13 protein-coding genes are annotated in these 13,003 nt (G+C 45.6%); 9 read left to right on the forward strand and 4 right to left on the reverse strand.

Features of this window, described 5'->3' with window-relative positions; genetic code table 11:
• Positions 1–282: 282 nt before the first annotated feature.
• Positions 283–849: a NapC/NirT family cytochrome c gene (locus AB4238_RS03625; protein WP_020914762.1), complete on the reverse strand. Its 567-nt coding sequence runs from the start codon at positions 847–849 to the stop codon at positions 283–285.
• Positions 850–1,233: 384 nt separating this feature from the next.
• Between AB4238_RS03625 and AB4238_RS03630 the strand changes: the two genes are divergently transcribed.
• From AB4238_RS03630 to AB4238_RS03660, 7 genes are all read left to right on the forward strand, one after another.
• Positions 1,234–1,668, forward strand: coding sequence for a hypothetical protein (locus AB4238_RS03630; protein ID WP_372031372.1), 435 nt, complete (start codon positions 1,234–1,236; stop codon positions 1,666–1,668).
• 86 nt (positions 1,669–1,754) lie between these two features.
• Positions 1,755–2,171 carry a DUF2057 family protein gene (locus AB4238_RS03635; RefSeq protein WP_372031374.1) on the forward strand — a complete coding sequence of 139 codons (417 nt, stop codon included), beginning with the start codon at positions 1,755–1,757 and terminating at the stop codon, positions 2,169–2,171.
• A 109-nt stretch (positions 2,172–2,280) separates the two neighbouring features.
• Positions 2,281–2,697 (forward strand): hypothetical protein, encoded by a 417-nt coding sequence (locus AB4238_RS03640; protein WP_372031377.1) that lies wholly within the window; start codon positions 2,281–2,283, stop codon positions 2,695–2,697.
• Positions 2,698–2,822: 125 nt separating this feature from the next.
• Positions 2,823–3,521 (forward strand): heavy metal-binding domain-containing protein, encoded by a 699-nt coding sequence (locus AB4238_RS03645; protein WP_372031380.1) that lies wholly within the window; start codon positions 2,823–2,825, stop codon positions 3,519–3,521.
• A 22-nt stretch (positions 3,522–3,543) separates the two neighbouring features.
• The gene (locus tag AB4238_RS03650) at positions 3,544–5,199 is read left to right on the forward strand and encodes an efflux RND transporter periplasmic adaptor subunit (RefSeq protein WP_372031383.1); all 1,656 of its coding nucleotides are present in this window, start codon (positions 3,544–3,546) and stop codon (positions 5,197–5,199) included.
• Between the two features lie 12 nt (positions 5,200–5,211).
• A complete protein-coding gene (locus tag AB4238_RS03655) occupies positions 5,212–8,346 on the forward strand; it encodes an efflux RND transporter permease subunit (protein ID WP_372031385.1) in 3,135 nt (1,044 codons plus the stop codon).
• Between the two features lie 82 nt (positions 8,347–8,428).
• Positions 8,429–9,433 (forward strand): ribonuclease T2 family protein, encoded by a 1,005-nt coding sequence (locus tag AB4238_RS03660; protein ID WP_372031388.1) that lies wholly within the window; start codon positions 8,429–8,431, stop codon positions 9,431–9,433.
• Here the strand turns inward: AB4238_RS03660 and AB4238_RS03665 are convergent, their stop codons facing one another.
• A complete protein-coding gene (locus AB4238_RS03665) occupies positions 9,434–9,814 on the reverse strand; it encodes a VOC family protein (protein ID WP_372031390.1) in 381 nt (126 codons plus the stop codon).
• 319 nt (positions 9,815–10,133) lie between these two features.
• On the opposite strand from AB4238_RS03665, the gene AB4238_RS03670 reads away from it, so the two are divergent.
• Entirely contained in the window at positions 10,134–10,373 is a 240-nt protein-coding gene (locus AB4238_RS03670) for a hypothetical protein (protein WP_372031393.1), read from the forward strand.
• Positions 10,374–10,598: 225 nt separating this feature from the next.
• Positions 10,599–11,327, forward strand: coding sequence for a GGDEF domain-containing protein (locus AB4238_RS03675; RefSeq protein WP_372031396.1), 729 nt, complete (start codon positions 10,599–10,601; stop codon positions 11,325–11,327).
• 41 nt (positions 11,328–11,368) lie between these two features.
• Here the strand turns inward: AB4238_RS03675 and AB4238_RS03680 are convergent, their stop codons facing one another.
• Both AB4238_RS03680 and AB4238_RS03685 read right to left on the reverse strand, forming a co-directional pair.
• Positions 11,369–12,592: an HlyD family secretion protein gene (locus tag AB4238_RS03680; protein ID WP_372031397.1), complete on the reverse strand. Its 1,224-nt coding sequence runs from the start codon at positions 12,590–12,592 to the stop codon at positions 11,369–11,371.
• 3 nt (positions 12,593–12,595) lie between these two features.
• Positions 12,596–12,919 (reverse strand): MFS transporter, encoded by a 324-nt coding sequence (locus AB4238_RS03685; protein WP_372031439.1) that lies wholly within the window; start codon positions 12,917–12,919, stop codon positions 12,596–12,598.
• Between the last annotated feature and the right edge of the window lie 84 nt (positions 12,920–13,003).

A 13,003-nucleotide genomic window follows, 5' to 3' on the forward strand; every position in this document is an offset into this window, starting at 1 on the left:
TTATACTGATTGGTATAACCAAAGCAAACAAAACTAGTTATACCGTCTTTGGTTTGCTGTTTTAACGCTAATTTTCCCTTCATGACTTGGCTCTTTCGGTTTTTCATTTCAGCTGTACCGCCTGTTAATCTCGGCATTAACCTGCTTTTGCGCCTTAGCCTTATCTGCTTTGACTATATCCCTAAACGTCAGCCACAAAAAAGCCCCGTGTTCGTAATGAACATGGGGCTTTAAGTTAGTTGCGAGCGTCTCATCCCGCTCGCAGCTAGAGGACGTTGCTAATTACTTACCTTTTGGGTAAACGTGAGCAACACCTTTGTGACAGTCGACACAAGTCTTACGCTTGTCTTCGTCTTTCTTGAAGTTGTTAGCGTGCATTCTCTTCGCCATCTTCTTCATTGTGTCAGGTTGGTTCTCGTAGATACGAGTGTGACAGTGCTGACAGTTAGCTGAATCATTAGCTTTAAAGTACTTAAGTGCTAGGTCAGCTTGTTCTTTACGGTTCTCATCCAACCACTCTTGAGTGTTGAAACCGTCGATAGTTAAGTAACCGTATAGATCTTTAGATACGATGATCTTCTTAACTAGGTATTTAACTGGGTTGTGCGGTAAGTGACAGTCTTGACACTGAACAGTGACACCTGCGCGACCTCCACCGTGAGCAGAAGCAAGCACTTCATCTTTCAATGAGTGGTTACTATGACAGCTCATACAAAACTCATCTGTACTTGTTGCATGTAAAGTTTGTTGTGTAGCAAAGTAACCTACTACACCGACTACGATACCGACGACTAATAATGCCAGAATCGAAATTTTTGCGCTGGGTTTAAAAAGTGCTCGCCAGTTCATCACACATCTCCAAAGTTTAATTTTTATATCGATGTAAGTTTTACTTCATCGCTATTTATGCGGTCATTATAAACCAATTATTACTCATTGATCTGGAACTAAAAGCGTAAAATGAGACATGGCTCCAACTCTATTATCAGAATCAAAATTCGCTCAATATATATGCGCTTTTACTAAAGCTAGCGTAAAGCCATGCCTACCGCAAGGATTAAGACTTATCAGCTTGATAATGAGGTAGTTAAAGTAAATTTTTGAAATCTTTTCATATCTAAAATAGCACTAAGCCCTAAATTCGATATTGAAATAAATATTAATATTTTTGAAACTAAATACTTAACAGCTAGGTCTATCTGATTACAACGCTCTTATTTGCACAGGCTGCACATGTATAAACGGTTTGCATATTTAGCATTACTCATCTCACTGGTAGGGCAATTTCTGCTTTCTCCAGCGATGGCAATGCCTAAATTTTTGCATGCTAGCTCTCATGCTCAGCAAGATATTCAGCAACCGTTATCCATGACACCAGTTCAGCCAGTACTTTTAAGTTCCGCTGTACTGGCAAATCAAGATTCAACCCATTGTGGTAATAGCAGCCCGAGCATTAATACCAGTATGGTCGATTGTGATGCGCTATGTGAAATGTTGGGCGCTGGGGACTGTGTATCTCATTGTATTTCCACCCCAGCAATTATCGAACAGACGCAAATTTATTTAACCCCGCTAACGGCAGGACAAAGCTTACAGACCGTATTTTGGTCTCCACAAACCGCAGAACAATCACTCGTTAATCCCCCACCAATAGCACTCCACGCTTAATCTCAAATACTCGCGTTTAGCAAAAAATCTATTTTAGTATTTATTCCATAGGTCTCTATGGGTATTGAGTTTGTTTGGAGTCTATTATGAAAAATTTTATCAGCGTTATTGCACTCTCACTCGCTAGCTTTACCAGCATGGCTGCTTCGGTCTCATTTCCTGAATCGCTTGAAGTCATCGGTGTGAACGGTCTAAATAATGTAAACAGCGGCTATTTACAGCTAGATAACGGTCAGAACTTAATTGAACTACAGTATCGAGATCTGTTTGAGTCCAATGCAGATGACTCTAGTTGGGTGCGTTCAGAGCCTTTATACCTGTATATCGACTTAGAAACGGCGGCGAACTATAAAGCAATCACACCTAAGATCCTTTCAGAAGAGGATGCTTATCAGTTTATCAACTCACCTTTTATCAAACTAACCGATGAAGGCGGCAGTGAAAAGCAGGTGGCACTAATGACTCACAGCCAATTGATGACTAAGCTTTTACTGTCAAAGTAACAGTTTGCCTTTAGCCTTATCACACATTGATAAAGCTGTTTTGTGAACTTTATCAATGTGTAACTTCAATGCTGTGTTAAACTAAATTGGTTCATTACTTGGAATTATCATGCTTAGCATACTTCGCCGTCATACATTACTAACCATTACGCTGCTCGCGCTGTTGAGCCAGCTTTTGTTAGCTAATGGCTCCATGATGGTACCGAATGCAATGGCAGACGAAATGCCAATGATGAGCATGCAAGATGGGGCTGAATGCCACCAAATGCAAATGGATAGCGATACTCATTGCTGCGATTCTGACGAGACGATGCAAATGCTTCCCGGCAACTCTAAGAACTGCTGCAACGGCAAAGGATCATGCCAGAGCGATTGTAACCACTGCTTGGTTATTTCAGTAACAGGCACTCTGTTTAGTGTGTTGTCATGGCCTGGCAGCAACACCTCCGAAATTGTAACGGCCACTCCAATGCCTCGTTTCCACTCTATTTCATTGCCGCAAGATTTAAGACCTCCAATAGCGTAATCCGAGACGACCTGTCTCTAAAACTAACAACGTTATTTATTCTTATTAAGCAATTATTTATGCCGTTAATTGTTCTGTGCGCTAGCACTTACAGCATTCGGCCATCTCTTTGATGGAGTTGAGTTATGAAAACCTTTATTAGTATGGTATTAACTACCTTTTTATTTTTATCCTGGGCACCGACGGTATCCGCTCATGCGCATCATCATGGCACTGAGCAGAACCAAAGTTATGCCTGCCCAATGCATCCTGAAGTGACTGGCAATCAAAGCGAATCATGCCCCAAATGTGGTATGGATTTACAAGCAGTGAAGTCTGCAGAGCATCAATGTGATTCTTGCCCAAATAAAGGCAAGCAAACTCATCATAAGATGACTGCTGATACACACGCGTGCCCAATGAACCCAGCCATTACTGGCAAGGCGGGTGATAGTTGCCCGAAATGCGGAATGGAACTGAAAGCGATGAAAGCCAAGGGAAAGAGCTGTGATTCATGCCCTCATAAAGGTAAAGGAGCGCATCACAAGATGAGCGCCGATACCCATGCGTGCCCAATGAATCCAGCGATTACTGGCAAGGCGGGTGATAGTTGCCCCAAATGCGGAATGGAACTGCAAGCGATGAAAGCCAAGGGAAAGAGCTGTGATTCATGCCCTCATAAAGGTAAAGGTGAGCATCACAAGATGAACGCCGATACCCATGCGTGCCCAATGAATCCAGCGATTACAGGGAAAGAGGGTGATAGCTGCCCTAAGTGCGGTATGGACTTAATGCCTATTGCCAATAGCGATAGTGCAGATAAAAAGAGTCACATGCATCACTAAATAAGGGTGGAGATAAGGCATTATGAGTTTATTCAACGTAACAAAGTTTCGCAGCAATGCAGTCTGCGCCCTGAGCTTATTGCTGGCAACTGCGCCTATTGCAGGTTACAGCCAAGAGCATCAACAGCATCAATCAGCAGCAACCACTAACAGTCAGCAACAGGATGCGCACTACTATTGCCCCATGCATCCCCAAGAAACCAGTCACGAGCCTGGTCGTTGCTCTATTTGTAAAATGTTCCTCGTCAAAGATGAGCAGACAGGCAGTCCTTCATCAAAGAATGAGGAAAAACTAGTCGCAAATAAGGACTACTACTGTCCGATGCACCCTGAAGTGACCAGCCACCAGCCGGGTCGTTGCCCTAAATGCAATATGTTCCTCGTCAAAGAAGAGGAGGAAGAAAATCAGATAGATGAGCATGCCGGTCACAACCATTCATCGGCTGAGCAAGTAGAGCCACAAAGTAAAGCTGACAAATTGTTGAGTCAGCCAAAACCAACATTAATGCCAGCAGCTCAAAGCAATGGCGACGGTAATGTAAAATATGTCTGCCCAATGCATCCACATGTGGTTTCTGACGTGCCTGGCACTTGTCCTATTTGTGGTATGAACTTAGAAAAAGTGAGCATTGGTGGTGTCGGTGAAGAGGTGGTTGTTGGCGTCTCTGGTGGTATGCAACAAGCCCTAGGTATGCGCAGTGAACAAGTCACCAAAGGAACCCTGTGGAAGCTAGTTAAGACCATAGGCACAGTTGAATACAATGAAAATGCCATCGGACATGCCCACACCCGCGTTAACGGTTGGCTTGAAACCTTAATGGTGCATACCGTTGGCCAGCGAGTAAAAAAAGGACAACTACTTTATGAGCTGTATTCGCCTGAACTAGTTAATGCTCAAGATGATTACATGCAGGCTATCGATTACCTCAAGCAGGACAAAAACCGTGGGGCCGGACTATTACGAAAAGCCCGTTTGCGTCTAGAGCTTCTTGGCGTAAGTACTAATACCATTAAACAGTTAGAACGCACCGGCGAAACCATTTACCGCGTGCCCTATTATGCTGAGCAAGACGGTTTTGTCAGCCAGTTATCAGTTCGCCATGGCATGTATGTTCAACCGGGTGACACGCTATTCGAGATTGTCGATTTGAGCAGTGTATGGGTCATTGCGGATGTGTTTGAAAACGAACAAAGCTGGCTCGAACAAGGCCGTCCGGTAGAGATCACCTCTGCTGCACAGGGTTTATTCGATTTAGAATCAACAATTGATTATATCTACCCAGAACTCGACCCCGTCTCACGCGCCATGCGAGTTCGAGTCAAGCTGGAGAACCCGGGGAAACTACTCAAACCGGGCACCTTAGTGGATGTAAAACTGTTTGGTGGCCCGCAGCGAGATGTGCTGTCAGTTCCCACCGAAGCACTGATACTTACTGGTAGAGAAAACAGAGTGGTCGTTCAACGCGAAGATAACAAGTTTACCTCCGTGGCAGTCAAGGTCGGCATGATATCGCAGGGTAAGGCAGAAATTACTGAAGGCTTAAAAGCCGGCGATAAAGTGATTGTATCGGGTCAATTTTTACTGGATTCAGAAGCCAGTATTCAAGGTAGTTTACAACGCTTAAGTGGTAGCAATAGCAGTGAAAACACCGCTAGTGATCCACACGCAAACCACTAATCGGAGGCGATAATGTTAGAAAAAATTATTAGCGCTTCGATTAGACAGCCCGTCATGGTGTTAGTACTTACTGCTGTCATCGCGTTAATCGGCTATCAAGCTATGCGCATGACACCGCTAGATGCACTGCCAGATTTGTCTGACGTGCAGGTGATTGTAAAAACCTCTTACCCAGGACAAGCACCACAACTGGTAGAGGATCAGATCACCTACCCACTATCAACGGCAATGCTCGCGGTACCCGGCGCAAAAACGGTACGTGGTTTCTCGATGTTTGGAGACTCTTATGTGTACATCATTTTTGAAGATGGTACCGATATCTATTGGGCACGTTCTAGAGTCTTAGAGTACCTATCGCAAACTCAAGGGCAACTGCCTGCCAGCGTCACCCCGACACTTGGGCCTGATGCTTCCGGTGTTGGTTGGGTATTTCAGTACGCGTTAGTTGACCGTAAGGGTCAGCATGATCTAGCGCAACTGCGATCACTGCAAGATTGGTTCTTAAAACTTGAGCTGCAAAGTGTCGAGGGTGTGTCTGAAATTGCCACTATTGGCGGTATGGAACAGTCTTATCAAATCATTGTCGATCCGCATAAATTAGCCCTCTATCAAATCGATTTAATGACGGTTAAAAATGCCTTAGATAACTCCAATAGTTCCACTGGCGGCTCTGTTATTGAAATGGCAGAAGCTGAGTATATGATCACTTCTGCCGGTTATCGTCAAACCTTGGCAGATTTTGAAGAGATCCCTCTCGGCATAGTGTCTGAATCAGGGATCCCAGTACTAATGAAAGATGTGGCGCAACTGCGAACAGGCCCAGCGGCACGCCGTGGTATCGCCGAACTAGATGGTGAAGGTGAAGTTGTCGGCGGCATTGTGGTTATGCGCTACGGTGAAAATGCACTTGCCACCATCAATAACGTTAAAGATAAGCTGAAAGAGATTGAAAATGGTCTACCTGATGGGGTTGAGTTAGTCATCACTTACGATCGCTCAGAGCTTATCCTTAACTCAGTCGATAACCTCAAACATAAAGTATTAGAAGAGATGCTAGTTGTTGGCATTATCTGCTTAATCTTTTTGCTGCATGCCCGCTCGACGTTAGTGGCTATTATCTCACTGCCAATCTCCATCTTGATCAGCTTTATCGTGATGAACATTATTGGTGTTAACGCCAATATTATGAGCTTAGGAGGGATAGCGATTGCGATTGGCGCTGTGGTGGATGCAGCCATTGTAATGGTGGAAAACACCCACAAGCACTTGGAGCAATATCGCGAAAAACATAACGGTGCGGCCCCCACTGGCGACGCCCATTGGGAGCTAGTGCGTAAAGCATCCGTCGAGGTAGGCCCGGCACTGTTTTTCAGTCTATTAATCATCACACTCAGCTTTGTGCCGGTGTTTGCCTTAGAAGCGCAAGAGGGACGTTTATTCCATCCGCTGGCATTTACCAAGACGTTTGCTATGGCAGCCAGTGCAATATTAGCAATCACATTGATCCCAGTACTAATGGGTTACTTTGTGCGTGGCAAGATCCCCGATGAGAGAAAAAACCCGATCAGTCGGGTGTTAATCGCCATCTATGAGCCACTGCTACGCTTGGTACTGCGCTTTCCTAAAGTTACTATTCTACTGGCACTAATCACCCTTGGCAGTGCCGTTTACCCAATGACAAAAATGGGTAGCGAATTTATGCCAGAGCTTGAAGAGGGTGACCTGCTATATATGCCGACGACCTTACCCAGTGTGAGTGCAGGAAAGGCTGCGGAGATCTTACAGCAAACTGACCGACTCATTAAAACAGTACCAGAAGTTAAGCGAGTATTTGGTAAAGTTGGCCGCGCGATGACCGCAACCGATCCTGCACCACTGACGATGCTTGAAACCACGATCATGCTTAACCCACGTGATACTTGGCGTGAAGGCATGACCCTTGAAGGTATTATTGGCGAACTGCAAAAAACGGTTAAAGTCCCCGGTATGACTAATGCTTGGGTGCAACCGATCAAAACCCGTATCGACATGCTCTCGACAGGGGTAAGAACGCCGGTTGGCATCAAGATATCCGGTGCAGATATCGATGAACTGCAACGAATTGGCACTGAGATTGAAGCGGTTGTCAGTAAACTTCCTGGAACAGCTTCGGCATTTGCCCAACGCACCAGCGGCGGGCGTTACATTGATATTGAGCCAAATCTAAAGAATGCGGCTCGTTACGGCATGACACTCAAAGATATCCAAGACGTGGTGCAAATGGCGATTGGTGGCATGCAAGTTGGCCAGTCTATTCAAGGCCAAGAGCGCTACCCTATCAACATCCGCTACCCGCGTGAGTTACGTGATAGCCTTGAGAAACTGCGCGATCTTCCGGTACTGACAAAAACGGGTAAGTATTTACCCTTAGGCAATCTGGCCAACATTAGCGTAAGTGACGGCGCACCTATGCTTGCTAGTGAGAATGGCCGCTTGATCAGCTGGGTGTTTGTTGACCTAGAAAATACTTCTATTGGTGAGTATATCGCCACTGCAAGGGCTGCACTGGATAAAGAGATCCAGCTACCTGCCCGTTATAGCTACAGTTTTGCCGGTCAGTATGAATATATGCAACGAGTAGAAGCTAAAATGCAGTTAGTGGTTCCACTGATGCTAGCCGTTATCTTCATGCTATTGATGATGACCTTTAGCTCATTTATTCAAGCATCTGTCATCATGCTAAGTCTGCCTTTCTCCCTTGTGGGTAGCGCTTGGTTACTATACTTCTTAGACTTCAACTTTTCGGTAGCAGTTTCTGTCGGTATGATCGCGCTCGCAGGCGTAGCAGCTGAGTTTGGCGTGGTGATGCAAGTTTACCTGAATAACAGCATCAAAGATCGTAAACAGGCTGGCACCTACAATAACCGCAATGACTTAAGTGAAGCACTGATCCATGGCGCGGTAATGCGCATTCGCCCTAAAGCGATGACAGTAGCGACGATTTTCTTTGGCCTGTTACCGATTATGTGGGGTAGTGGTACGGGTAATGAAGTGATGCAGAAAATTGCCGCTCCGATGGTCGGCGGTATGGTCACAGCACCAATATTGTCGTTGTTTGTGATCCCCGCAATCTACTTGCTGATCTATAAACGCAAACTTGCCGCTTAGTCACATTACCGAGCACGGCCTTTGCCGCGCTCGGTATTATCTATGCTAAGTTAAGCAATTCTAGAGTTAACGATTCATTATTATGCTCAACAGTTACCGCTTACCCATCCACTTATTCCTCACACTATTGCTCTGTGGCTTACCCACAATATCCGCTTTTGGCGCAAACATCAGTATCACCGCTAATTGCCCGTTGTACCAATCGAAAAACAAGCAAACTAACCCAGATAACCGGCAAGCGATTGTGGGTAACCGCTACGCGGTAAAGCAAACATTAGGCCCGCAAGAAGCCCCCACATGGGTGCGAGTCGACACCCAACAGCAACCACATCCATTGCGCTGGATTGCGGCTAACTGCACCGATATTGCAGGAAAAAAACCGGTATCTGCTGTAAAAAGTAGCAAAAATAATGTTGCGCAGTGCCAAATAGCCAAGCAATATGACAGCCATGTGCTCGCCCTAAGTTGGCAACCCGGCTTTTGTCAGACCCATGGCAGTCAGCGCACCGAATGCCTACAGAGCAACAATCAACAGCTCAGTGCTAAACAATTTAGCTTGCATGGTTTATGGCCTAACCGCCAAGGATGCGGTATCAGTTATGGCTACTGTGGAGAGGTAACTAAGCAACCTGCGCAGTTTTGCAACTCCCCTAAAATCGACTTGAGCCAGCATACCCGCGAGCAACTGCATCAAATCATGCCCAGTGCGGCATACGGTATTTGTCTACAACGTCATGAATGGTGGAAGCATGGCACGTGTCGAGATAGTAGTGCGCAGCAATATTATCAGCTGACTATTGCGTTAACCCAGCAGGTCAATCAATCCACATTAGTGCAAGGATTTGTGCAGGCTAATCGAGGTAAAACGGTGTCGCGCAGTCAGTTTAATCAGGCGTTAGATGCAGGTTTCGGCCAAGGCAGTTATCGTCATGTCAGTTTGCAATGCCGCCAAGGCCAACTGGTAGAGATCCAGTTGCAGCTGCCAAAACAGCTCAGTGGGAGAGCAATTTCGCAATTGCTGCGCCAAGGTAGCCATGCCCGCAAAGGCTCTTGCGGGCAACGCTTTATGCTATCGCAATACCCGTAGCTATGGGGCCGCTTGTGGACTAAGTGTGATGACCGAAAATACCCCACCTTGAGGATCGTTGATCACTGAGAACCGACCGACAGATTCGATGTCGGTTGGGGGAACACACACTTGGCCACCTAACTCCGTGGCTTTGGCCACCGCAAAATACCCCCCCCAGTGCGTTGGCGTTCCCTGCTCAGACATTTCAGCTGGCATTTGATACATGGCACCAATATCATCACCATCAATAGTGAACATGGTATAGACCCCTTCAGAGATCGGCATATCATTAAGGCCCAAATCAAATAGCACTGCATAAAAGTGCCTTGCTGAAGCGGCATCAGTACTGGCCAACTCAACCCAGCAAGGTTGCCCCTGTTGGTAACTCGATATTTTCATCTGTGTGTCCTTATCAAACCAACGGTGATAACAACTAATTAAGCTGGTTTTGGCCGCACTGTCTAATGCTGCTAGGTAAATTTAATCGTCTAGTAACCAACGATTACCTCATATTGATTGCCGCCTTGGGTAGTGGCCAATACGGAGATAACATAGACTTATTAACCACAATCAGCTACAAATATTGTTATCGACTTCATTTGATATTCTCAGTGTCGATCTACTAATAAAAACCTACAGCAGAAATACGCAACAGCGGTTGATATGTTGAAGTAGGAAACGGTATTTACGCAAAATAGTTGTTTAGTTGGGAGTAATCTTGGTCTCATTTTTTCATGGATGTCGCTACGCAGGTGTGCCAGTGCTTGTCACCTTGTCTGCCATTGTCGCGCTGCACTTTTCCCAGCAAAATTGGCAGTCTTGGCAATCGAGTATCGATTATGCCCCCTATTGGTTACTGACCATTACCAGCCTATTAGCCATTCAGTTTAACCGTAGCCGCTTGGCTTATATCGCCAGTTTATTATTGCTGTACTACAGTGTGGTCAATCAACAGTGATTAACCGATAACACCTTAGCCTTGTACCAAGATGTGTGGGCCGTCGCCATTGGATTGGTGATTGGGGTACTATTTCTTACCAAAGATAGAGGGCTGTTATCCCCCCCACAGTCTATTAAGAGGCGCCGCAATTATTGTGTGCTTTGGGTTAGCCTATCTTTTGCTGCGTGGACTGGATGACGTTAATCTGTTTGTGCAGCAAAACTGGGGATTACACTGGATCCTATGGTGCAGATATACGCCCCCATCGGGCTCGTTGCACTCATCGTCATCGCCCGTACACTTTGGCAGGCTAATCTAGTCAACAGCGCCATCAGTATCACCTTTGGGTTGTGGCTGATGCATACACTGCAGCCACAACTATTGCCGCTCAGTGTGCTGCTGTGCGTTGTCGCCGTGGCCTATTTGTTAGCTATTTTGATTGATTCCTACTTTCTTGCCTACCGAGATGAGCTGACAGGATTACCATCACGACGCGCACTGTACAACTTGGTCCTGTCGTTGGGTAGAACCTACAGTGTTGCCATGGTTGATATTGACCATTTCAAGAAATTCAACGATACCTACGGCCACGATGTCGGCGACCAAGTACTAAAACTCGTCGCCGCTAAACTGGCCAAAGTCACCGGTAACGGCAAGGTTTTCCGATATGGTGGTGAAGAATTTACCATTGTTTTCCCCAGAAAAAATACCGGTGAAACCCTAGATCACCTACAAGCGGTTCGCGAGTCAATCGAACAATACCAAATAGTGCTCCGCGACGAAAAACGTAAACAACAAAGCAAACAAACTCGCGGACAAGCCAACAATAAGAGCCAGAAAACAGTCAGCGTGACAGTTTCGATTGGTGTTGCAGAGCACCTAAAAGGACAAACTTTTGATCAATGTATGAAAGTGGCTGATGAAGCCTTGTACCGTGCTAAGAAAAAAGGCCGAAATCAGGTTTGCCAATAACATGCATCAGGCCAAGCACTTAGCTTGGCCTGATAGTGCGGCTAAATCGAATAGAAATAGTAAATTTGCGACTTCATTCTAATCACTAAGCCCCGTATCACATCAAGAAATGCTAAGAACTCGATGGGTTTTTCGCCTGATATCCATGCAAGACCGACAGAGCCAACCGGAATATCATGCTCAGGAGTATCATGTAACTTCAAACGCACAAAGTGATGCTTATTATTAACGTTGCGTACCGTGGTTTGGCGAACATTATCATCCAACGCTAACAGTCGCCCCTGAGCTTCACCAGTAGCTTCAACAATGCCTTCAACTTCGGCACTAAACACCTTACCGGGGAACACCGCAGAGGTATATTCAGCCAGTTGGCCGACTTTTATATTGCGAATAGCCTGATGGTTCACCCGCATCAACACATACTTTTCATTGGTGTACATCTGCAGTCTGGGCACTAAGCCTATCAGTTGACCTTCGCGCATTATAAAGTTAGTCACAAAGCCATCGGTTGGCGCATAGATCTTAGTATGGTCTAAGTTCCACTGTGCTTGAGCAACGTTTTCTTGTTCACCACGTAGCTCTGCTTCTCGGGTCTTAACCGTTAGTTGTGATTTTTCAATCTCCAGCTGGCTTTTATGTAAAGCCAGCGTCGCTTGCTCAATCTGCGATTGATAGGTATCGACTTGTGCTTTGGCTATGTCTATCGCGTTTATTTGCTCGTCAAACTGGCTTTGAGAGACGGTATCTTCAACAATACGGTTTTGCTCAATAAAACGGGTTAAGGTTTTCTGCTTCCATAGCATATCTTTTTCGGACGCCGCCAATTGGTTCTGTTTCATGCTGATATCTGAACGCACAGTCTGCTGACTTTTCTGCGCTAGTTTGACATCTTCGCGGGCAACAAATAACGCGACTTGAGCAGACTCTTGCCCTATCAGGGCTTTATTCAACGCTATCTGATACGGTTCATCATCAAGTTCATAGATAAGCTGACCTGCACTAATTTGCTGGTTAGGCATGATATGAATTTTTTCGACCTGACCTTTAATTTGAGTGGAAGCCGGGCGCAATTGAATATGCGGCGATTGCACCACAGAGCCACCCGATACATCCATTGGACTGTAGTTAAGCAAACCGACCCATACAAACAACAACCAACTCCCCCCGCCTACATAAGCAAAACACTTGCTATAGACGTTCCAAGGCATGCCAACCAAACGCAAGATGTAGATAAACAATGCCCATACCGCTAACCCTTCGAGCATGACTTACCCCTCACCTTGAGTACTAGTTTCTGTGTCTTTATCGCACCAGATATCACGCACTTTAATCAGTGCCTTTTCTGCATCAAGAAAAGCCACGATAACAGCGAGTACCCAGACCCAATGCCACACAAATCCTATCCAGGTCAGTGCTGTAATTAGGCCTATCTGTTGATGCTTTTTCTTGTGTGCTTGATTAATAGGTAGTTCGTGAATTTTCCAAAATCCGAAAGCAACAGCAGCAACGGTAGCGACCATAAAAACGGCGCCGACGACATGCAAAGTCGTATCCACGCCACTATCCACAAATGGCATTGCCATCAAACTCATATTTGCTAACCTCAGTACATTATCATTACCCATTATTCTGACTGCCCTTAGAATAGCCACAACAGTCATGAACCATATATATCA

It is taken from the genome of Shewanella sp. 10N.286.45.A1 (genome assembly GCF_041470405.1).
GTDB lineage: Bacteria > Pseudomonadota > Gammaproteobacteria > Enterobacterales > Shewanellaceae > Shewanella.

Excerpts from the sequence above, each read along its gene's own strand:
- AB4238_RS03680 (WP_372031397.1), bottom strand. The coding sequence starts at position 12,592 with ATGCTCGAAGGGTTAGCGGTATGGGCATTGTTTATCTACATCTTGCGT.
- AB4238_RS03630 (WP_372031372.1), top strand. The coding sequence starts at position 1,234 with ATGTATAAACGGTTTGCATATTTAGCATTACTCATCTCACTGGTAGGG.
- AB4238_RS03675 (WP_372031396.1), top strand. The coding sequence starts at position 10,599 with ATGGTGCAGATATACGCCCCCATCGGGCTCGTTGCACTCATCGTCATC.
- AB4238_RS03685 (WP_372031439.1), bottom strand. The coding sequence starts at position 12,919 with ATGAGTTTGATGGCAATGCCATTTGTGGATAGTGGCGTGGATACGACT.
- AB4238_RS03650 (WP_372031383.1), top strand. The coding sequence starts at position 3,544 with ATGAGTTTATTCAACGTAACAAAGTTTCGCAGCAATGCAGTCTGCGCC.
- AB4238_RS03660 (WP_372031388.1), top strand. The coding sequence starts at position 8,429 with ATGCTCAACAGTTACCGCTTACCCATCCACTTATTCCTCACACTATTG.
- AB4238_RS03655 (WP_372031385.1), top strand. The coding sequence starts at position 5,212 with ATGTTAGAAAAAATTATTAGCGCTTCGATTAGACAGCCCGTCATGGTG.
- AB4238_RS03665 (WP_372031390.1), bottom strand. The coding sequence starts at position 9,814 with ATGAAAATATCGAGTTACCAACAGGGGCAACCTTGCTGGGTTGAGTTG.
- AB4238_RS03640 (WP_372031377.1), top strand. The coding sequence starts at position 2,281 with ATGCTTAGCATACTTCGCCGTCATACATTACTAACCATTACGCTGCTC.
- AB4238_RS03625 (WP_020914762.1), bottom strand. The coding sequence starts at position 849 with ATGAACTGGCGAGCACTTTTTAAACCCAGCGCAAAAATTTCGATTCTG.
- AB4238_RS03645 (WP_372031380.1), top strand. The coding sequence starts at position 2,823 with ATGAAAACCTTTATTAGTATGGTATTAACTACCTTTTTATTTTTATCC.
- AB4238_RS03635 (WP_372031374.1), top strand. The coding sequence starts at position 1,755 with ATGAAAAATTTTATCAGCGTTATTGCACTCTCACTCGCTAGCTTTACC.